At 62.8% G+C, this 20953-nt stretch carries 26 protein-coding genes; 25 read left to right on the top strand and 1 reads right to left on the bottom strand.

Features of this window, described 5'->3' with window-relative positions; genetic code table 11:
• Window positions 1–38 precede the first annotated feature (38 nt).
• The 20 genes from RBA41_RS28470 (at window position 39) to RBA41_RS28375 (ending at window position 16250) form a co-directional block, all read left to right on the top strand.
• A complete protein-coding gene (locus tag RBA41_RS28470) occupies window positions 39–2291 on the top strand; it encodes a portal protein (RefSeq protein ID WP_306627745.1) in 2253 nt (750 codons plus the stop codon).
• Window positions 2288–2536 carry a hypothetical protein gene (locus RBA41_RS28465; RefSeq protein ID WP_054264770.1) on the top strand — a complete coding sequence of 83 codons (249 nt, stop codon included), beginning with the start codon at window positions 2288–2290 and terminating at the stop codon, window positions 2534–2536. The genes RBA41_RS28470 and RBA41_RS28465 overlap by 4 nt, the downstream gene beginning before the upstream one ends.
• Before the next feature lie 74 nt (window positions 2537–2610).
• Window positions 2611–3447: a hypothetical protein gene (locus RBA41_RS28460; RefSeq protein WP_306627744.1), complete on the top strand. Its 837-nt coding sequence runs from the start codon at window positions 2611–2613 to the stop codon at window positions 3445–3447.
• A gap of 117 nt (window positions 3448–3564) precedes the next feature.
• Complete coding sequence (locus RBA41_RS28455; protein WP_166899142.1) at window positions 3565–4566, top strand: N4-gp56 family major capsid protein; 1002 nt, start codon at window positions 3565–3567, stop codon at window positions 4564–4566.
• A 73-nt stretch (window positions 4567–4639) separates the two neighbouring features.
• Entirely contained in the window at window positions 4640–4993 is a 354-nt protein-coding gene (locus RBA41_RS28450) for a hypothetical protein (protein ID WP_306627743.1), read from the top strand.
• Between the two features lie 9 nt (window positions 4994–5002).
• The gene (locus RBA41_RS28445; protein ID WP_306627742.1) at window positions 5003–5632 is read left to right on the top strand and encodes a hypothetical protein; all 630 of its coding nucleotides are present in this window, start codon (window positions 5003–5005) and stop codon (window positions 5630–5632) included.
• 42 nt (window positions 5633–5674) lie between these two features.
• Window positions 5675–6295: a phage adaptor protein gene (locus RBA41_RS28440; protein WP_306627741.1), complete on the top strand. Its 621-nt coding sequence runs from the start codon at window positions 5675–5677 to the stop codon at window positions 6293–6295.
• Between the two features lie 31 nt (window positions 6296–6326).
• On the top strand, window positions 6327–6737 hold the full coding sequence (locus RBA41_RS28435) for a phage tail fiber protein (protein ID WP_267692711.1): 411 nt from the start codon (window positions 6327–6329) through the stop codon (window positions 6735–6737).
• A 6-nt stretch (window positions 6738–6743) separates the two neighbouring features.
• Complete coding sequence (locus RBA41_RS28430; RefSeq protein ID WP_306627740.1) at window positions 6744–7922, top strand: hypothetical protein; 1179 nt, start codon at window positions 6744–6746, stop codon at window positions 7920–7922.
• Window positions 7919–8197, top strand: a complete 279-nt coding sequence (locus RBA41_RS28425; RefSeq protein WP_306627739.1) for a phage fiber-tail adaptor protein — start codon at window positions 7919–7921, stop codon at window positions 8195–8197. Before RBA41_RS28430 ends, RBA41_RS28425 begins: the two co-directional genes overlap by 4 nt.
• Complete coding sequence (locus RBA41_RS28420) at window positions 8197–9252, top strand: hypothetical protein (protein ID WP_306627738.1); 1056 nt, start codon at window positions 8197–8199, stop codon at window positions 9250–9252. Before RBA41_RS28425 ends, RBA41_RS28420 begins: the two co-directional genes overlap by 1 nt.
• A gap of 814 nt (window positions 9253–10066) precedes the next feature.
• Window positions 10067–10606, top strand: coding sequence for a DUF4376 domain-containing protein (locus tag RBA41_RS28415; RefSeq protein WP_306627737.1), 540 nt, complete (start codon window positions 10067–10069; stop codon window positions 10604–10606).
• Window positions 10603–10893: a hypothetical protein gene (locus RBA41_RS28410; protein ID WP_229509598.1), complete on the top strand. Its 291-nt coding sequence runs from the start codon at window positions 10603–10605 to the stop codon at window positions 10891–10893. The genes RBA41_RS28415 and RBA41_RS28410 overlap by 4 nt, the downstream gene beginning before the upstream one ends.
• A gap of 43 nt (window positions 10894–10936) precedes the next feature.
• A complete protein-coding gene (locus tag RBA41_RS28405; RefSeq protein ID WP_306627736.1) occupies window positions 10937–11365 on the top strand; it encodes a hypothetical protein in 429 nt (142 codons plus the stop codon).
• Window positions 11362–11892, top strand: coding sequence for a glycoside hydrolase family 19 protein (locus tag RBA41_RS28400; RefSeq protein ID WP_306627735.1), 531 nt, complete (start codon window positions 11362–11364; stop codon window positions 11890–11892). Before RBA41_RS28405 ends, RBA41_RS28400 begins: the two co-directional genes overlap by 4 nt.
• Window positions 11889–12428, top strand: coding sequence for a hypothetical protein (locus RBA41_RS28395; protein WP_306627734.1), 540 nt, complete (start codon window positions 11889–11891; stop codon window positions 12426–12428). The genes RBA41_RS28400 and RBA41_RS28395 overlap by 4 nt, the downstream gene beginning before the upstream one ends.
• Window positions 12425–14185 (top strand): hypothetical protein, encoded by a 1761-nt coding sequence (locus tag RBA41_RS28390; protein WP_306627733.1) that lies wholly within the window; start codon window positions 12425–12427, stop codon window positions 14183–14185. The genes RBA41_RS28395 and RBA41_RS28390 overlap by 4 nt, the downstream gene beginning before the upstream one ends.
• A complete protein-coding gene (locus RBA41_RS28385; protein ID WP_233292121.1) occupies window positions 14186–15736 on the top strand; it encodes a phage tail tip fiber protein in 1551 nt (516 codons plus the stop codon).
• Entirely contained in the window at window positions 15733–16077 is a 345-nt protein-coding gene (locus RBA41_RS28380; RefSeq protein ID WP_306627732.1) for a hypothetical protein, read from the top strand. The genes RBA41_RS28385 and RBA41_RS28380 overlap by 4 nt, the downstream gene beginning before the upstream one ends.
• Complete coding sequence (locus tag RBA41_RS28375) at window positions 16074–16250, top strand: hypothetical protein (RefSeq protein ID WP_306627731.1); 177 nt, start codon at window positions 16074–16076, stop codon at window positions 16248–16250. Before RBA41_RS28380 ends, RBA41_RS28375 begins: the two co-directional genes overlap by 4 nt.
• Before the next feature lie 229 nt (window positions 16251–16479).
• Here the strand turns inward: RBA41_RS28375 and RBA41_RS28370 are convergent, their stop codons facing one another.
• Window positions 16480–16899: a hypothetical protein gene (locus tag RBA41_RS28370; protein WP_306627730.1), complete on the bottom strand. Its 420-nt coding sequence runs from the start codon at window positions 16897–16899 to the stop codon at window positions 16480–16482.
• A gap of 183 nt (window positions 16900–17082) precedes the next feature.
• Here RBA41_RS28370 and RBA41_RS28365 point away from each other — a divergent pair, with 183 nt between their 5' ends.
• From RBA41_RS28365 to RBA41_RS28345, 5 genes are all read left to right on the top strand, one after another.
• Window positions 17083–17508 (top strand): hypothetical protein, encoded by a 426-nt coding sequence (locus RBA41_RS28365; RefSeq protein ID WP_306627729.1) that lies wholly within the window; start codon window positions 17083–17085, stop codon window positions 17506–17508.
• 145 nt (window positions 17509–17653) lie between these two features.
• Complete coding sequence (locus RBA41_RS28360) at window positions 17654–18232, top strand: aspartyl/asparaginyl beta-hydroxylase domain-containing protein (protein WP_306627728.1); 579 nt, start codon at window positions 17654–17656, stop codon at window positions 18230–18232.
• Window positions 18213–18521, top strand: coding sequence for a hypothetical protein (locus tag RBA41_RS28355; RefSeq protein WP_306627727.1), 309 nt, complete (start codon window positions 18213–18215; stop codon window positions 18519–18521). Before RBA41_RS28360 ends, RBA41_RS28355 begins: the two co-directional genes overlap by 20 nt.
• A 1-nt stretch (window position 18522) precedes the next feature.
• Entirely contained in the window at window positions 18523–19233 is a 711-nt protein-coding gene (locus tag RBA41_RS28350) for a hypothetical protein (protein ID WP_306627726.1), read from the top strand.
• An 11-nt stretch (window positions 19234–19244) separates the two neighbouring features.
• Entirely contained in the window at window positions 19245–20951 is a 1707-nt protein-coding gene (locus tag RBA41_RS28345; RefSeq protein ID WP_306627725.1) for a hypothetical protein, read from the top strand.
• Window positions 20952–20953: the final 2 nt, after the last annotated feature.

The following is a 20953-nucleotide window of genomic DNA, read 5'->3' as shown; positions in this document are numbered from 1 at the left end:
GGCCCGCCAATGCGCGGGCCTTTTTTATGAGCACGCCAATGACCGATGCAGTAGATACAGCGCACGAAGAATATGTACGGGCGGCTACCGAAGGCATGGCCCGCGACGATAACGCCGCCTACGTCGCGCTGGACACGCTGGGCGTCACGCTCCTGGCGGAGTTCGCCCAAGCCGTTCTCGACCGGCGCGAAACCGAACAGCGTTGGCTCATGGACCTGCGCCAGTATCGCGGGCTCTACGATCCGGACGTGGAAGCGAAATTCGGAAAGAATCGCTCCAGGGCTTTTGTGCGCCTGACGCGCGTGAAGGTAAAAACCGCTAACGCCCGCGTCGCCGATCTGCTGTTCCCGACCACGTCCGATCGCAACTGGACGGCCGAGCCCACCGCCGTACCATCCGTCGACCGCGATACCAGGCGCAAGCTGATCAGCCAGATGGTGGCGAAGACGGGGGCGGTGCCGACGCGCCGCGAACTGGACGCCGCGATCGCCAAGCTGGTCAAGATGGCGGCCGACAAGATGACCAGCATCATGGATGACCAGTTGGCCGAGGCCCAGTACAAGAGCACGGCCAGGGAGGTGCTCCACAGCGGCCACCTGTACGGCACAGGCGTGCTCAAGGCCCCGCTGGTCGAGCGCAAGACCCGTCAAAAGTTTGTGCGGGTCAATGGCAACTGGGTGATGAAGACCGAGTCGTACGTCGTGCCCTTCGTTGCCTACGTCCCCCTGTGGCGCTTTTACCCGGATATGTCCGCCACCAAGCTGTCGGATTGCGGCTATGTCTTCGAGCAGCACATCATGACGCGCGGCGCGCTCGCGGCGCTGGCGAAGCGCAAAGCATTCAACGGCGCCAAGATCCGCGCCTATATCCTGGCCAACCCCAAGGGGGCCCAAACCTCGCGTGCGTACGACAACGAGATCCGGCAGATTGGCGAGCGCCAGTCGGCAAAACTCAATCACGACGGCAACTACGAAGTAGTGGAGCGTTGGGGTTGGATCGGCGGCGAGCTGCTGTCGCAGGCCGGCGTGGTCGTTCCCCAGGACCGCATGCACGAGACGTTTTTCTCGAACGTATGGATGCTCCCGGACGGGGACGTGATCAAGATCACCCTGCAGCCGATTAACGGCGTCACCTACCCGTACCACTTGTATTACGCCGACAAGGACGAAACGAGCATCTTCGGCGACGGCTTCGCCTCGATCATGCGCGACGACCAGACCACCGTGAACGCGGCCACGCGCATGGTACTCGACAACGCGGCGCTGTCGGCCGGGCCACAGATCGAGGTGAACATGAACCTGCTGTCGCCGGCCGAGGACGCGGACGACATGTACCCGTTCAAGATCTGGAAGCGCGCCGGGCAGGACGCCAGCCAACCGGCCATCCGGGTATTGAACGTGCCGAACGGGCTGGAAGAACTGCTGCCCATTGTCGAAATGTTCAAAAAGAATGCCGATGACGTCACCGCCATCCCGCGCTACATGCAGGGGGAGAATGCCACCCAGGGCGCCGCCGGTACCGCATCGGGCATGTCCATGCTGATGGCGAATGCCTCCATCGTGATGAAAGACCTGATCACCAACTACGACGAGGGCGTGACCAGGCCGTTTATTAGCGACCTGTACAAGTGGAACATGCAGTTCAATCCGGACAACAGCTGCAAGGGCGACTTCGACATCAAGGCGCGCGGCACGGCGTCGCTGATGGCGAAGGAAGTGCGCGCGCAGCAGCTGGACAACTTCGCCGCCACCCTCACACCGGAGGACGCCCCCTATATCAAGCGCGAAGAACTGCTGCGACAGCGCGCCGAAGCGCACGATCTGTCGAGCATCATCAAGACCGAGGACGAGGTCGAGGCCGAGCGCAACAACGACGCCGCCCAGGCCGCGGCCGCGCAGCAGCAGCAAATGCAGGAGCTGCAAATGAAGGTAGCCATGCTTGGGGCCGAGAAGATAACGCAAGAGGTCGCCAAGCTCGCGGCCGAGGTCACGCGCATCAACGCGATCGCCACCAAAACCAACGTGGACGCAGCGTATGCGGGCATGCAGGCCGCCGGTGTGGCGACGGAGCGCCCGGAGATTGCGCCTGCAGGGGACGCCATCTTGAAATCGGCCGGCTGGGTCGATTCCACTCCCGGCCAGCCTACTCCGGCCGGATCGGTGCCGCCCGGCGCCGCTCAGCCGGCCATTCCCGATCCGCAGCAGCTGGCCGCGCAGCGTGATCCGCGCGGCGGCCAGGTCGGCGCCAATGTCGGCGAGCATGCCGGCATCGAGACGGCGGCAATCGAATGATGCGCTCTCAGGAACAGCTGCGGGCGGCGATCGCCAGCGAATCGGCCGCGTTGCTCGAATTTCGCGCCATGCCGGAAACGAGGATCTTGCTGGACTTGCTCGATGCGCTGGCGGAAGGGTGTTATGCCGATCTTGCCACCGTCACGGCCGATCAGCTTGCATTCAAGCAAGGTGCGCTGGCCCAGCTCAACGCCTTGCGCGACATGATCCGCACCGGCAGCGCGCACCGATCAGCCCGGGTGTAATCCGCACCGCAGTCCCCCACCCGCCCCGAGCGGGTTTTTTTTCGCCCGATTCAGCTATCCCACAGGAGAACCACATGCCAACCACCCAAAAGCAACAGACACAAGACGCGGCCGATTTCGCTGCGGAGTTCGATGCGGCCGACGCTGAACCGACGGCGCAGAGCGAGGACGAAGCGTTCGGCCTCGCCGACGAAGCTGGCCCCGGTGTCGGCGCCGGGGCCGAGGAACCCGCCGATGCCTCAGCTGCACCCCCCGCTGCAACCCCCGCCGCCGTACAGCCATCAGGTGACGAAGCGCGCCTCAAGGAATGGGAAGCGCAGCTGCAGGCTAAGGAGGCCGAGCTGGGGGCCAAGGAAGCGACGCTCGACACGTCCAGCGTGGGCGAGAGCCAGGAAAGCGAAGGCGCCACCGACCCGGCCGCCGACGCCGTCGGCGCCGCTGACAGCGACGATCCTGAAAAAGCCCTGGCGGACGACTTCGGACCCGAATTCGTGGACCTGATAAAGCGCCTCATTGCCAAGGTATGCGCCGACAAGGTGGGCGAAGGGCTGGGAACACTGTCGAGCACGGTTGACGAAGTCATCCAGCACTTGCAGGGCGAGCGCAACGCCAACCACTTCAAGGCCATCGCGGCTGCGCATGAAGATTTTACCGATGTCGTTGAATCGCCCGAGTTCAGCGCCTGGAAGGACGGCCAGGAGCCAGCCGAGCAGGCGCGCCTGTCGCAGGTCATCGACGCCGGCAGTACGCAGGAAATCATCGACATGCTCACGGATTTCAAGGCATCGAAGAGCAGCGGCGTGGACGACAGCGAAATCGACGGCGCCGAGGGCGTGCGCTCGAGCGGCCTGACCCTGCCCAAGGAACCGTCCGGCGATGACGACTTCGCGGCGGCCTGGAACGAACACTAAAAAGGTGGTCCGTGCCAGTGCGGATCTCACTGGCGAACGCTGCTGTTGGCGCCCCAACAGATCCACGCATCTCTGCGGCTCCCGCCGCTATCGATTCCCCTTCATTAGGAAAACTCCATGGGCAATACCACCTACGGCGACATCTCGCCGCGTACCGCCGCGTACGCGAATAAGCAACTGCTCAAACGCGCCATCCCTTACCTGTGCCTCGAAAAATTCGGCCAGGCCAAGACCCTGCCCGCCAATTCGTCCAAGACCATTGTCTTTCGTCGCTATTCGGCACTGGACACCACTCCGTCGGCGCTGGTCGAAGGCGTCACGCCCGGCTCGCAGACCATGGCGTCCACCGATGTGCCGTGCATGCTGACCCAGTACGGCTCGATGATCACCATCACGGACATCATCGAAGACACTCACGAGGACAACGTCTTGAATGAAGCAATCGACCTGCTGGGCGAGCAGGCCGCGCAAATGATCGAGCGCATGCGCTACGGCGTGCTGCGCGCCGGCACCAATGTGGTGTACGCCAATGGCGCCACGCGCGCGGCAGTGACCGCCCCGATCTCGCTGGCGGTCCAGCGCAAGATTGTCAAGGCCCTGAAACGCCAGAACGCCGAGCCCATCACCAAGGTGGTCAAGTCGACGGCGGCATTCGGCACCGAACCGGTCGCGAAAAGCTACATCGGCCTGATCCACCCCGACATGGAGTCGGACGTGCGCAACATGCTGGGCGCAGACGGCAAGTCATGCTTTGTGCCGATCGAGAAGTACGGTTCGATGACCCCGTACGAAAACGAGATCGGCAAGGTCGAGGACGTGCGCTACCTGTCCTCGACCATCTTCGTCCCGTTCATCGACGCCGGCGGTGACAAGGGGCTGATGACCTCAACCACCGGCGTTAAGGCCGACGTCTACCCGGCCCTGTACATCGCAACCAATGCCTATGCCGTGGTCGCGCTTAAGGGCATGTTCGCGCTCACGCCGATGGTGGTCAACGCCAAGCCGAGCGACTCGGACCCGCTGGCGCAGCGCGGGCGCGTGGCGTGGAAGGCAATGCAGGGCGCCGTGATCCTCAACGACCAGTGGATGGTGCGCGGCGAGTTCGCCGTCACCGCATAACGCCCCGCCAACCCCGTAAAACGCCTGCTTCGGTGGGCGTTTTGCATTTCCCCTCACATTCAGGAGCATGACCATGGCAGCAAAAGATACGACCAGCGTTACCACCATCGACGACGCCCCCAAGCCCGTCGAGATCAAAAAGGGCCTCGACATCGCTGTCGTGGACCACGGCGACAACCTGACGGGCGAGAAGGTCCAGGTCACGATCGCCAACGGCGCCGGGGAGCTGGGCCGCCAGGCTGTTTTCCTGAGCATCAATGGCCACGGCTTCAACGTGCCGCGCGGTGTCCCGTGCGACGTGCCTATCGAAGTGGCGGCCATCCTGGAAAACGCCACGATGACCGAATACGAGGCGGGCGCCAACGGCGCCACCATCGAGCGCGAAGTGCAGCGCTTTAGCTACAGCATCAAGTACCTGCGCAAATAAGCGGTCGCCATGGCGAACCTCTCCGACTTCTTTTCGCAGGTGCTGCCCTACGTGACCGGTTGTTCGTATCCGCTCGCGGAACAGCATATCCGCGATATCTGCATCGACTTTTGCATCCACGCGCCTGTCGCGCAGCTGATGACCGATCCGCTCGACGTGATTAGTGGCGAGCGGCAATACGACATCGAAACCCCATCCGGCACCGTGGCCACGATCATCCTTGAGGCGGCGTACTACACACGGCCGCTACGGATCTTCAAAACGGGAGACATGCACGTGGCATCCCTACAGGGTCGCACCGGGGAACCGTCGGGCATTCAGCAGGCGGCCGCCAACGTCTTTACGCTCGACGCCACGCCGACGCAGGACGCCGCCCAGGCAATCAAGCTGCTGGTGGCGACCAAACCTGCACGCACGGCCGACACGGTGGCCGATGTTCTGCTGGACGACTATGCCTTTGAGATCGGCCAGGGTGTTATCGGGCGCCTGCTGCGGATAACCGGGCACGAATTTACCAACCTTGCCGCTGCGGGTCTCTATACCCGCGACTACGAGATCGCACGCACCGCCGCGCGTATCCGCGCCGAGCAGTCATTCGGCCGCACCACGAGCCGGGTCCGGCCGCGCGCTTTCGGCTAACACTTCCCAGGGCACCTGTTCCCCACACACGCAAGGAAACGCATGCCCACTACGATCGCCAGCGCCGTCGTCGGCCGCGCTGCCCGTCTGCTGCAGGACCACGAGTACATCCGCTGGACCCAGTCAGAAATGCTCGACTGGTTGATCGACGGCCAACGCGAGGCCGCCCTGATCAACCCGTCGATCTATGTCATCACCACGGCGGTGACGCTTGCCGCCGGCACCCTGCAACGCTTGCCGCTCGATGGCAAGGCGCTATTGGACGTGCCGCGCACTGCCAGTGGCTACGCGGTGACGCGCATAGCGCGCAAGGCGCTCGATGCCCAGGTACCCGACTGGCACGCGCCGGCGCGCGCCAAAACGAAAGTGCTGCATTTCTGCTTTTCGGGCGACGACCCAAAAACGTTCTATGTCTACCCACCGTCACCTGGCGGAAATGCGGTGACGGCCGTCTATGAGGCGGTGCCTCCAGCGCTGGCATTGAGTGACCCGATCGCGCTGGATGACAGCTACGTGGGCGCGCTGGTCGACTACCTCATGTACCGCGCCTACGAAAAGGACAGCGAGTACGCGCCAGAAAGCGCCGGTTTCGCGGCCCTGCACCGGGGCGCTTTCAACGCCCTTGTCAAGGGTAAGGCGCCGGCGTCCGCACCACCCACCTAATTTTCCCTTCATACCTTTATAGGAGCCATTCATGGCAGGATTATCCGTTTACGCCGAAACGGCAGTACTCAATGCGCTGCTGCGTGGTACGAATTTTGTGGCCCCGCCGACGGCCGCGCTGCGCCTGGCGCTGTGCACGGCCGACCCGACCGATGCGGGCAACTTGAACGAGATTGCGTCAGGTACCTGGTACACGCGCCAGCTGACCGGCGCATTCACCGCGCCGGCGCCAGGCGGCGCCGGACAGCAAGTCTCGAACTCGGCGTCAATCACCTTCCCCGCAGTGACCGGCGCGGCTGTCACCGTGACGCACGTCGCTGTTTTTGATGCACTCAATGCCGGCAATATGCTGTTCTCGGCGCCGATGCTGTCCTCGAAGACGCTGCAGGTAGGCGACGTGCTGTCCTTTGCACCTGGCACCCTGATCGCGAATCTGAACTAAGTCGGCATGAATTCCTTCGGCTTAAACAGCGCGGCCGTCAATGGAAATGCAACGCGGGTAGTTCTCGGCGCGGCGCTGTTCGCGGCCGCCGGTTCCTTGACCGCCAATGCGACCCGCACGCAGTTCGCGGGCGCCGTGGCGACGGGGGGATCGGCGGGCAAGGGCGCCGGTGGCGTGCGTATCGCGATGGGCGCGGCGCTGATTCGGCCTGAATTTTATGCGTCGGCTGAATGGGTGCTGGCAACGACCGCCGGCGCCACCTCCTACGCGAGTCTCACCGCGCGGGCCGCGCATACTGAAGCGTTGTGCAGCACGACCTTCGGCTTCGTCGCCGGTGGCACGATCATCCGCCCAGGTGTGGCGGCCGGCGCCGCAACCTTCATCACAAGTGCCGACCCTCTCGTCACGATCGGCTACGCCGCAACCGGCGTAAGTACGTTCTCCCTGTATGCGGAAGCGGGCGTCAGGCGCAACGGCCAAAGTACGACGGAGCGCGAGGGACGCGCGTCGGCGATATTCGGGTTGACGGCCAATGCCGCGGCGTTGCGGACCGCCATGGGCGTTGCTGCGACCGTGGCCAGTTTCAACGCGTCCACCGACTCCGTGAAGATCCACGGCGGGGGCGCCACCATGGTGTCCTCTCTCGGGGTGCTGGCCGCAGGGTCGTCGGACGGCTGTCGGGTAGAGTTCACCAGCTCGTTGAGCGCGCAGCCGACGCTGACCCAGCCGGGCCAGGCCGAGTTTACTTCCAGCCTACAGATCGCGGCCGTACCTATGGTCACGATCGAGGGCGCGGCACAGCCGGTTCTGTTCGAGTCCGGATGCACGGCTGACGGACGTCTGGCCCTGCAGGGCGCTGCGAATTTTCGCTGTACCGCCACGCTGTACGCCCAAGGCAGGTTGGCCCTGCAAGGCGTCGCGACGTTGGCAGGCCTGGCTTGCCTGACCTCGGCACCCGGGGCATATCGCATGGGGGAGGCGCCCGCCTACCTCACAAGCGCGCTTCTGGCCGACGGGGTGCGCATTCGCATGGGCGCGGCAACTGCTTTGATGGCATTTGCCGTGCACGCCGAACCTGCCACGAACGCCGCAGTCCCGGCACCTGCCAGGCGGACCACGCGCGTCCAGCGTGTGATCCGCAGCGCGCGCATTCCAACTGACCTACGCACCATGAGGGCGACATGAGCCTAGCCACTTTTACCAAGCAACCGATCGAAAAGCTCGACTACGACGTCCTCTATGACGACTGGCTCACCCCAGGCGATGGACTCAAGTCGGTCGAACTCAAGATCGACAAACCCGGCTTGACGTTGACGCACCAGAACGTTTCCACATTCGCGCTCAAGGCATGGCTCGCCGGCGGGGAGAACGGGGTGACTTACAAGGTCACAGTCACGGTCGAGACGGACGACGGACGTATCAAGCAGGACGAATTCAAAATCAAAGTCAAGGAGCAGTGATGACACAGATTTTTACCAACAACGCCGAATCAGTTCTTGCTGTCGGCATCACAGCCGCGGCAACGAGTATCACCGTCAAGGCCGGGGAGGGGGCGCTGTTCCCCAACCCGCTCGACGGCGACTACTTCCTGATCACTCTCCTGCAGCGCGTGGGCGGCATCGAGATGAACTGGGAGATTGTCAAATGCACCGCGCGCGCGGACGATGTACTGACGATCGAACGGTACATCGAAGGCAGCACGCCGCGCCCGTTCAACGCGGGCGACCCTGTCAGTTTGCGTCTCACCGCTGGCGCGATTCTGCCGGTATATAGAGGCGCCCTGACAGGCCCGGTGAACGAGGCGCCGACCGTCCCTATGGTCAGCTCCCCGTCGATGGCGATCGCCGCGACTGGGGCGAACACGCTTGCGGTATCGGGCACCGCCGTCATTACCGCGTTCGATGCGATCGCACCCGGAGCGATTCGCCGGATGACATTCACCGGCGCGGCCACCTTCACCTACCACCCGGTTTCCATGCGCTTGATTGGTGGCGCCGACATCGTGACGGCGCCAGGCGATTGGGCGGAATGGATTTCCCTTGGTGGCGGCAGCTGGCAGATGATGAGCTACACCAGGGCGAACGGCGAGTCCGTCAAACCAATCAGCGCGGCCACCCAGGCGACGCTCGACCTGAAAGCGTCCTTGAGCGGCGTGGAGACGATGAGCGGCAAGACGCTGATCAACCCTACCGTAAAAAACTTTGTCGAGTCCACCTATGCGGCGGCACCGGGAGCTTCATTTGCTGTCGATCTGACCAACGGGACGGTGCAAAAATTCACGACCACCGCGAATACGACGATCACGTTGCCGGCATCCGTGGCGGGCAAAAGCTTTACCGTCATCGTTGCCTACGGCGGGGCGCACACGGTGACATTCAGCGGCGGAACGACACTGCGGTGGGCGATGGGCGGCGGCGTGCCTAATCCTACTGCGCAGAGTGGCAAGTTCGATATTTATGTCTTCCTGCAAGACGGCATGTTCACGTATGCGCAAGACGGCGGGAGGAATTTCTGATGCGCGGCGCGCGTCGATTTTTCGCTTCTCGCCGTCCCCCAAGTGGCTCTCAAGAGTGGCTGGAGTCAGGAACTTATGCCTTCTATGCGCCACCTGGAATGACGTCGTTTTGCGCGGTGACGGTGGGCACCGGAGGCGCGCATGGGGGCGACGACGGGGGGCAAGGCCGCATAGGGGGTACAGGCGGTGCCGGGGGGCTGGCTTATGTAAATAACATTCCGTGCACGCCCGGAGAACTTTTCTATGTGACGGTCGGCGCCATCGGCACGCACGGGCAACCTGGCGTGGACGGGACCAAAGGAGGCGACACGATCATTGCCCGCGCAAACGGTCAAGTTGTTTGTCGCGCTGGGGGCGGCGAGGGAGGAAAAAATGCCTATTCCAGTTACGGCTTGGGTGGCGCGGGCGGCGGGCCAATTGTAGGTGTGGGCGGATACGGCGGATATGGGGCCGAGGGAAACTATAACGGGAACGTTGGCTATATCGGAGGCGGTGCGGGGGCAGGCGGCTACGCCGGCAATGGCGGACATGGCGGCTACAGCCTCGGGAGTGGCCGTAGCGATCCCCGTCCCCAGGTCGGCAGTGGGGCCGGGGCAGGCGGTTACGGCGCCGGCTTCGGCGGCGGCGGCGTGGGCCTGCGCGGCAAGGGCAGTGACGGCTACAGCGCCTATCCACAAAATCCGGCTACTGGCGGCCCCGGCTCCGGTGGCGGCTATACCGGAAGTTCAAATTACGGCTCACAAACTCCGGGCGGCGCTCGAATCGTTTGGGGCGTCGGAAAATCTTATCCCTCTAACGCAACATAAGGAGTTATATGCAATTTTATCGACTGCGTGACGGCACATTGCCAAACGTTCATGAAATCCGTCAGCAAAATCCCGGCATCGGCATTCCGGACACGCCGGATGACCTTTCCATGTACGGCTACGAGCCCTTCCTGGATAGCTCGGCGCCTGCGGTCGGAGAGGGCCAAAGCGTTGTGCGGCGTGCGCCGAAGCGCAGCGCCCAAGGCGTATGGGATTGGACGTGGGACATCGTGGAGCGCTCGGAACAGGAGATCGAGGCCGAGGAGTGCGCACGCGAAGAAGCGAAACGGGAAGTGGCCAAGGCCGCGCGCGCGGCACGCGTGGCAGGCATCCAGGTGACGACCAAGGCCGGGAACGCGTACGACGGCGACGAGGTATCGCAAGGACGCATGGCGCGCGCAATTGTCGCCCTCCAAGCGGCCGGCGTTCCGTCCGTGCGGTGGGTACTGGCCGATAACTCGGTGATTTCCGCAACGGTCGCGGATCTCGCGGAGGCGTTAGCCCTCGCCGGCGCCGCCCAGGCCGCGATGTGGGTGATCCAGCCATGATGCGCCTGCGCCTGCGCCTGCTGATGCTCTGGATGCTGTGCGTCGCTGCTTCCGCGTACGCCGGCACACGAATGCTCTACCTCATCGCCCGCAACCCACGCAAGGCATGGTCCATGGCAGTTGCCCACGACCAGCTTGCAAACGCGGCGACCAACGGCCACATGGACGAGACAATCTCAAGCCGTGCGAATCGTGCCCGCACGAACGGGCGGCGCTGGGGTTGCGTTTTATGCCGCCTGCTGGACCGTATCGACAAGGACCACTGTACACGCTCCGCCGGAACGTGACACCCAACCCCGCTTCGGCGGGGTTTTTCTTTTCAAGGACCCTATGGCAGTCGAAACCACCGCAGCAACCGGCGCACTTATCAAATTCTTCGGCGTACCGCTGCTCGCCAGCGCCGCCGCAACCTCACTCGGATTCATGTTTATGTGGCCCAAGACCCGCAAAGAAGCCTTCCTCCGCATCGGCACCACCATCATTTTCTCCACCGTATTCGGCCCGCTGCTGGTCGTGGCGCTGCGCTCATGGTGGCCCGGCCTGTTCGACGCTGCGCGCGACATCGCGGCCATGTACGGCGTCGACCCGGCGCTGGGCGTGGTCTTCATCGCGGCGCCCGTGCTCGTGCTGGCCGGCCTGCCGGCATGGTGGGTGCTGGGCGCTTTCGTGCGCTGGTTCGGCCGTCGCGAAGACAAGGATATTGGCGAACTGGCCCGCGATGCGGCCGCAATCATTCGCAATGCGCGGGGTGGCGCATGACGCTCGACCAGCTGGTGCGCATTCTCCCGTATGCGCGGCCGCGCGCGGCCAAGTACCTCGACTGGCTCAATGCGAGCATGGTCGAATTCGACATCACGACGCCGGCACGCCAGGCGTCGTTCATCGCTCAGGTGGGCCATGAATCGTCACATCTGCGCTATGTCGAGGAACTGGCATCCGGCGCCGCCTACGACACGGGCCGGCTCGCCCTCCGGCTGGGCAATACGCCCGAAGCGGACGGCGACGGCCAGAAATGGAAAGGGCGGGGGTTCATCCAGGTGACGGGCGCGGCGAACCATACCGCGTGCGCCGCCTACTTCCACATTCCGATCGAGCGCATGTCGGCCTGGCTGGTCACGCCGGAAGGCGCCAGCCGTTCGGCCGGCTGGTTCTGGAAGACCCACGGGTTGAACGAGCTGGCCGACGTCGGCGACCAGGTCGCGGTGACCCGCCGCGTCAACGGGGGTGTCAACGGTCTGGCCGACCGCCTTGCCTTGTTCTACGCGGCGCGCAAGGTGCTGGCATGAACGCCGCGCTGCTGTCGCCCGTGCCGGCGTGGGCGCGCTGGGCGCTGCTGCTGGCCGCGTGCGGGTGCATTTTCCTGCTCGGCCAGCTGCGCGGCGAACGCAGGGCGGGCGAGGCGCACATCGCCTATGTCGGCAAGCAGGCCAACCAGGCGGTCAAAGTCGCCAAGGCGCAAATCCAAGTTTTGGTGCGAACCGAAACAAAATATCGGGATCGCGTCCAAAAAATCTATGTCAAGGGTGACGAAATTGAAAAGCAAGTACCTGTTTATGTGTCGGCTGCTGATAGCCGTACTTATGGCGTTAACGCTGGCTTCGTGCGCAGCTACGACGCCGCCTGGACCAATGAACCTGCCGGACCTGCCTCCGACACTGACCGCGAACCCGCCGCCGTTTCGCTTACTGACATCGCAGAAGCCGACGCCCACAACGCGCGTTCCTGCTTCGCCTGGCGCGAACAGGCCCTTGGCCTGCGCGAAGCCTATGTCGGCCTGCAAGCCGTGATGAACGGCGGTCAAGTGAAGGATGTCCCCGAGTGAGCCCCCCAATCAACCTGCGCAAATTCGGTGGCCTGCTGCCGCGCGTGCCGCTGACCGACTTGTCGATCAACGCCGCGGCGGTCGCCGAAAACATCGACTTCGGCTATAACGAGCTGCGCTCACTGCGCGGCGACTTCAAACTGCGCGACCTGGCGATCGTGGCGCGATCGGTGTTCAGCGTTGACGGGCTGCGCTTCTATGTGTGGCCCGAGGACGTCGACGCCGTTATCAGTCCCCTGCAGAATGGCCCGGCCAGCGACCGGCTGTATTACACCACCGGGAATGACTTCCGGGTGGCGCCGATCTCGCTGGCCACCATCAGCGGCGCGCCGCCGTCGACCAGTTTTCGCGTCGGCGTGCCGCGGCCAATCACGCCGCCTCGCATCAACGTCGAGCACCCGGTTGCACCGAAAGGCCCAATCGCCACCGTGGAGGCCACGCCGGCAGACACCTATCAGGCGCGCCTGACGGCCGCGCAGCTGGCCGCGGATGCAACCTTCAAGTCGTCAGTCGTCACCGGCACTGAAAACCGCACCTACACCTACACCTACGCCAACGTGTACCAGGAGCAGGGACCGCCCAGCGAAGCGGCGATGATCGAGGTAAAGGCGATCACGGTCGCCGGCGTGACCACTTACAGCAAGGTGACGGTCGAAGTGACGTTCGACGGGACCGGCGACTACGTGCCCATCACCGGGGCACGGCTGTACCGCCAGGGCGGGGCAAGCGAGGAATACTTTTTTGTAAAGTCCATCAGCGGCACCGAGGGCAAGGTGCAAACGATCGACACGACCGGCGCCGGCGCGCTGAACGAGGTCCTGCAAAGCGAGAACGCCTACCCGCCCAGCCCGCAGCTCACCGGCCTTTTCAACATCGGGAACGGCATTCTGTGCGCATGGAAGGGCCGCGAACTGTGGTTCAGCGACGCCTACCGCCCATGGTCATGGCCTCCGGCCTACATGATCACGGTCCCGCACACGATCGTTGGCGCCCATCTGCACGCCGCCGGCGCGCTGGTGACGACTGTCGCCGAGCCGTCGCTGATATCCGGGGTAAGTCCGGACGCGATGGCCGAGATCCCGCTCGACATCGCGCACGCCGGCGCGTCCAAATGGTCGGTGATCAGCATCGCCGGCCGCGCGCTGTACGCCTGTCACGATGGCATTGTAGCGGTGGAAGGCAGTTCGCCAAGTATGGCGCTGTCCGATCGCTTTTTTACGCGCGAGGTGTGGCGCGATCGATGCGGCGCCGGCCTGGCCAGCATGCAGTTCGCCCGCTACGATGGAAAATTGATCGTCTTTTCCAAGACCGGCGCTTTCGTGCCGTTCATGATCGATCTGTCCGAAGGCGGGGAAATGACGGACTTGCCGCAGCTGGTGGCCAGCACTGCCGCCGTCCTCACGACGTCGGACCAAATGTACGTTGTGACGGGAACGACCCTGCGCCAGTTCGGTGGGGGCAGCATGCTTCCCCTGCGATGGGCAACCGGGGACATCGTGCTTGCCGCGCCGGCCGCGCTGGCGGTCGCCCAGGTTGAATGCACTGGCGACTTCACCATCCGGTTCTACCAGAAAGACAGGCTGGGATACACCAAGACCGTCGGGAGCGGGGAGACGACTTTCTACCTTCCCACCGAACCACGCGACGGCCATTCTGGCCTTGAACCCTCCGACAGGTGGAAGTTCGAGATTTCCGGCACCGGCCGATTCAAACGGCTGCGGGCGGCGGCGTCCATCCGTGGCTTGAAGGACATCTAAATGACTGTATCAGTACCACCAATTTCCACCGCGTCCATTCTGGCCGTCAAGGACCCGCAAACGCGCGAGGTGCTGCGCGCCATGGCGAGCGGCATCGCGGTGCGCAATGGCGATGTCGGTTCGGGTGACGACGCGTTTCTGACCTTGGGCGACTTGCAAAACGATCCGTCCATCGCCGGAAAGCTGGCAAAGTCGCTGGCAGGGCCGATCATCGAGGGCGTGGGCAAGCCGGGTAGTCCGATGTTCGACCTGGCGGAAAAGCTGCAGGACAAGATCATGGCTTCGCCGGCGTGGATCAATATGTTCTCGGCCGTCACCCTGATCCAGGCGCCCGACTCGGTCCCCGGCAGCGCGTCCTGGCTTCTGCAGCAGGAAGCCAAGGCCCGCGGCGCCGCAGTCACGCGCGTGGACACGGTCATCAAGGAAACCAACCTGTCGCTCGCGAAGACGACCGAAACGCTCACGTCATCCATCGGCGCGGCCGGCGCCGCGATCAAGGAAGAACGCGAGGTGCGCTCGACGCAACACGAGGCCATGACGCAGTACGTGCAGCAGGTGGTGACGTGGACCAACCAGTCGTTTGTCGGCGTGCAGAACGAACTGACCACGCGCACCAACAACGACAACGCCTTGGCCAGTGCGATCAACACCATGTGGGCGCGCGTGGGGCTCAATCAGGCGCTGGTCCAGACAGGGACCCAAATAGCCGTCAATCCGGTAGGCAGCGCGCTGACGAAGTTCGAGCAGCTACAGGCGACGGTCACGGACCCGGCGACCGGCTTGGTCAAGAGCTACGCGGCCCTGCGCCAGGAAGTCAATCTCACGAACGACAAGGTGCAGGGCCTGTCAGGAAAGTGGGGCGTCAAGCTCGATCTGAACGGCTATATCGCCGGCGTGACGCTCAATTCCAACGTTTCCACGGGGGGCAAGGCCGAATCGTCCTTCATCGTGCTGGCCGATACCTTCGCGGTGGGTGCTCCCGGCCGGCCGGGGATTGTGCCATTCGCGATCGACGCGAGAACAGGACTCGTCGCCGTGCGCGGCGACCTTGTTGCCCAAGGCAGCATCACCGGCTACCAGCTGGGGGCGTACTCGATCTCGCGCGACAAGCTGGCCTTGAAGGTAGTCGGCGGCGCCCAGATAGACGACCTGGCCGTCGACACGCTCAAAATCGGCAACAACGCGGTCACTGTCCCACTGTACCTGTCGGGGACTGGCAGCGGCGGCATCTCGGCCGGAACCACGCGCATGGTCGGACAGATCGCCGCCTACTACCCGGCCGAGGTAGATGTCGTCGCGCTAGTTACCTGGAAAGCGGCCGCATGGAACATCGGCGGAAACACCGGCGTCATCCTGCACGTTGATGGCCGCCAGTTCCATTACCAATCCGACTCCAACATCAATACCTACGCTCTGTCGCACGCCACATCTGCCAGGGTTCGGCTGAGCCAGGGCTACCACACGTTCACAGTCACATTCGACAACGCGTGGCACCAAGGGACCTACGACCTGGGCGACTGGTCCGTTACCTTGCTTGGAGTAATGAAATGACGACATTTGCGAAGTACGACGTCGAAGGCCGGGTGCTGTTCCACGGCGACGTGCCCGAGTCAATGCTGGCCCTGCAGGGCGAACGCATATTCGTGGGCGACATCGACGGGCGGACCCACTATGTACGCGACGGGCACAAGCACGCACGGCCGGAAAGCCCCGCATTGCTCACCGGCCGCGACCTGACCCGGTTGCCCATGCCGTGCGAGGTGGTCATCAACGACAAGACGTACCCGTGCGGAGAAGGGCGCGCGACGCTGAACTTCAATTTGCCGGGCCTGTACCGCGTGCGGATTGTAGCGTTTCCTTTTCTTGATGCACTTTTCGAGATCCAGGCATGATCATTTACCACAATGAGGACGTCGACCAGCTGCGCCGCGCGGCATATCCACCACTTGCCGACTTGGCCGACGCGATCTACTGGCAAAGCCGGGGTCAGGGCGGCAAGATGGATGAATACAACGCTGCGGTCGAGGCGGTGAAGGCGCAGTATCCCAAACCAGTAACGTTGTAATGACGACAGGGGATTACAAGTGTAAATGAAAGTACACATCGTCTCGCTATGCGAGACAATTCTGAACTGCCAAAGATCCAGGTCCTTTTTGGGACCTGGAGGAGGTATCGTAGTTTTGGGAGATAGTACAAGGCAACAGAGAAAATCGTCTCTGCGACTCTTTCCGTAAGAAAAGATTAATGCGTTATCCCGGCCTTGCTCAAATTGGTACCGACCGGGATAGGCAAGCTCAATATAAGTGAGGCACAGGCTTTTCAGCCAGGGGATGCCAAACTGGTCCTGTCATCTGAGCAAGGCGAATTGCCTCCAGTACACTTTCGTCCATTGGTAAGCCTGGCGCATGGGAGCTTTGGCCGTTCCACGTAATGATAATTTTTAAACCAAATCCCGTACAGCTACGAACTGCCTCTGTGACATAAGCAGGGAAGTCATCGGTGGTTACGTCGAGCCAAATTGACATTTCCTGATGAAACCGCGTCGCTGCTTCTAGCGCGCGGCTTAAAATCTTCGTAGCCTCTGCGGGAAGCACCGATTTCGTGACCTTAAAATGCATCAGCTGGAAATCGGTGTTGCCCGTGTTAATACTCATTTGCGAGAAGTACTGTTGAGCATTGTTTAACGCATCTGCGTCGCTTTGATTAAAACCCATATCCAACCTCGATGGTGACGAAACCACTATCATAACCCAGCTTCGTACTGTTATTTTGAAAGTGTAATTGAGCAACGGAAACCCCACAATGTGAGGTAGGAATTTTCCTATTTTTAATTGAACACTGTTTGCAATAGAATGGCGGTATAAAATTCCTAACAAGAATATGATCAGGGGATGAAGATGAATCAGGTCAACTACCGTAATAGCAATAGCAACGAAAATGCTTTTTGGACTATCCTCGGACTTTTGATCGTGGGTGGAATTTGGCTTTGGCGGGTTGTGCACGACATGGCAGCAGCGATGAATGTCGAACCCCGTTCGGCCGGGATTCTCCTACTTGGCGCCGCGATTGTGCTCACGGGATTGTGTGCTACGGTACTGCAGGAGTGGGGGTGGAGGGCGGCCGTGTGGATAAGCGTGCTGTTCACCCCATTTCTCACACCTGCGATCCATGACTGGGCAAGCTCAATGCCTGCGCGGCTGGGTGCCCAGTATGGCCACTTCGAGGACCCGGCGCTCGCATGGTGGGGAAGCAGCTGGACCCACGGCATAGTGTTTGCCGTGCTGGTCTACATTACCTATCTCATCACGAGAGAGTGGGATTGAAGTGGACTCTTTCTCATCCGACTAACCCCCCTTCATCGGGGGTTTTTTTTCGCCTAAATTTACCATCCGAGAACGCGCTACCTAAATTCTAAGTTTTCTCAAGACCGGCCATATCATCCCCGCCTCAATCACAGCGGGGAACAACATGGCAAGCTTTCAACACATCGCAACAGGCATCCAGGTCGCGGCGCTGCTGGCCGCGCTGGAGGCAAAACCCCACTTGTTCGGCCAGCATACGGCACGTGCTACCGCCTACGATTCGCCGCACCGCGCGATGACGGACATCTGGGTGCGCTTCAACGACATCGCCAACCTGGGTCCCCATTTCACCGACGAGCACGACTCGATCTGGTACCCGGCCTACGCCGAACTCCCCGAACTGGCACCCATCATCTTCGGGCTGATGGCGCACGTCCATGGCGAACGCCTCGGCGGCGTGCTGATCACGAAGATTCCCGCCGGCGGCCGCATCGAGCCGCACATCGACCGTTGCTGGCACGCGGACTACTACGACAAGTTTTACATCCCCTTGCGTAACGATCCGGGCGCCCTGTTCCATTTCCCCGAAGGCGACATCGTCGCCAGCCCCGGCGATTGCTACTGGTTCGACAACGGCGTGACCCACAGCGTCAGCAACGACAGCCAGGCCGACCGGATCTCGCTGATCGTCTGCATCAAAACCGACAACTTTAAGGAACTGAAACGTGATCGACTTGAAGATTAAGCATCACTTCTCCGGCCGCGAATACGCCAAGCAGATGACACTGCCGGCGTCGCACTACGCCGAAACGCACTCGCATAATTTCGACCACCTGAGCATTCTGGCGTGCGGCACCGTGACTGTGACCATTGACGGCATCGAGGAAGCGCACGTTGGGCCAACCTGCATCACGATCCGCGCCGGCCAGGTGCATCGCATTGAGGCGCTTACCGACTCGGTATGGTTCTGCGTGCACGCCCACGAAGGCACCGACCCCGACAAGGTCGATAGCGTTCTGATTAAGGAGGCTTGATATGCCGTGGGGAATCGCGGCATCCGTTGTAGCGGCCGGGATCGGAGCCGCCGCAACCAACAAGGCTAGCAAAAGGGCCGCTTCGTCGGCCGACAAGGCGCTGGAAGCGAACGCCTATCAGGGCGAGATCGCCATGGATCAGTTCGAGGACTACAAAACCTTCGCCCGTCCGGTAGAGCACTCCGTGTATGCCGACGCCATGAATACCGATACTCCCGAAGCGTACGACAAGGCCGCCGGCGACGCGCAGGCGTCAGTGTCGAGCCAGCTGGGCCTCGCACGCGACCGCCTGGCGCGCACGCCTGGGCTGGACCCGTCGAGCGCCGCCGCACAGGCCGCGACCACGAGCATGGAACTGAAAGGCGCCGCCATGGGCGCGGCAGCCGCGAACAAGGCCCGGGACGGCATCAAGGACAAGGCGTTCGCCCGAAAGCTCGACGCCGTCGGCATCGGCAAGGGCCTTGTCTCGAACGCGTCGAGCGGCCTGGCCAGCGCCGCGGCGACCGCCAGCAGCATCGCTGGCCAGCAGTCCGCGCAAGCCAGCCAGACCGCAGCTGGCATGGGGAACATGGTCAGCGGCATCACCAACGGCCTCTCGAAAATCAACTGGGGCGGCAGCGGAACCAGCGACTACAGCAAATGGGAATCTAACAACGCCGGCGTGATGCAGAGCACCGGCCTGTCGTCGTCCGAACTGGCCGGCGCATTTTAGGGAATCGAACGATGACAAACTGGAGCGGCATGGCCGCCGGATTCAAGGGCTATCAGGACGGCGAGCGCGCCATTGCGGACGAAGAGCGGCGCAAGGCCGACGAGGCGCGCCGGGTCAAAGCGGACGCGCGCGCCGACACCGAAGCAGCGTTTCAGGAAGAAGCTCGCAGCCGCCAGCGGTACGACTGGAAGGAGGTCGACCGCATCAAGGCAGCCGACAAGAAAGACATGGCCGAGATCCGGGAACAACTCGCCAATGAAGCGGTCGCCGTCCAGGGCGGGGCCGACCCAGTTGTTGCTGAAGGCGCGCCGGCAGCTGACAAGATCCAGGCCGAAATCGACAAGGCCATGGCGCCGCCGTTGGACGTGCTGCCCGGCGCGGCCGCCACGCCAGCATCGATGGTCAAGAATCCGGCGGCGCTGGACTTGGCGCCGGCGCCTGCAGCGGCGTCGCTGGCGGCACTGCCCACACCGAAAAAAATGGGCGCGATCGGCACCCCGGCTGGCACAGTCCACAAGGGCGACTTCAACAGCGCGCTTGAGGTGCAGACCGCTTTTCTGCGCCGCAAAAATGCTCGCGGAGATCTCACGCTGGAAGAACTGGCCCAAAAACAGGGACTGCTGACCAAGATGAAGAACGAGGGCATTGCGGACGCGCTTTCGTTAATGGGTCAAGGGCGCTACGACGAGGCGATGGAGGCGTACAACGCAGCCGGCTCGATGAAAGGCGCGCGCATCGTCAAAGGCGAGGCAAGTACGACCAAGATCAACGGCGAGGAACACCCGACTCATTTGGTCACGATCCGAAACCGCGACGGTACTCAGGTAACGATGGATGTCGCCAAAGCCCGCTATCAGCTACTCGATTTCGAGACACAGCTGGCCCAGTCCGCACGGGCAGGCCAGACCGCCATGCAGCGCGAACACTACCAGGGCACACGGGAGGACAACAAGGCAGCACGTGCCCAACAGGCGCGTGATTCCGCCGCCGGCCGCGCCATTCAAATGGCCCACCTCGCCATGTCGCGGGAACAGCACGCGCAGTCAACGCCGCTCGGTCAGATCCAGGCCAAAGAAAAGGCGCTGGGCCGCACGCTGTCGCCGGTCGAGCGCGCCGCCATGCTGGGGGTGGACACGATGAACCCCGCCACCCGTGCCCAGCTGGGGAGCTTGCTGAAAGAGCAAGACCAGATCTCGGCCGCCATGACCAAGGCGCAGGCGGAGGGCACCTGGGCGCCCGAGTCCGCTGGCGCAAAAAGCCTTCACACGCGCTCGGCCATGCTCAACCAGCAGGTTTCCGACTTGCTCGGCGGCCCGCGTAGCGCGGCCGATCCCCTCAACCTGAACGGGCCAGCCAAGGGCGCGGCGCCAGTCACCGCCCCTGCAGCGACCCAAAGCACGGCACCCTCCGCTCTCAAGACGCCGGCAGGGGTGCGTGCGCCGGCTGCGCCGAAGCAAAGTCCACTTCTGGAGCTAATCGGGATGTCTTCCGGCAACTCGGCGTGGAATCAGGTCGCGGTCGAGAAGGCGGCCACGCTGGAGGCGGCGGCAGCTGAGTATCAGAAAGCGAAATTCATCCTCAATGCAACCGTTCCCTCCGGCGACGTCGCCGCCACTGATGCCGCGCTCAAACGCGTAAATGCCGCGCGCGCCGTTGTGGAAGACAACATCGGCCCCGCCCTCAACAAGACTGCCATGCTCGAAGCGCTCGGCATGTAATG

Origin of the sequence: Massilia scottii, assembly GCF_030846495.1 — a bacterium.
Lineage (GTDB): Bacteria > Pseudomonadota > Gammaproteobacteria > Burkholderiales > Burkholderiaceae_D > Telluria_A > Telluria_A violaceinigra.
Note: the sequence above shows the minus strand (reverse complement) of the source record. Positions and strands in the feature narration are given on the sequence as shown.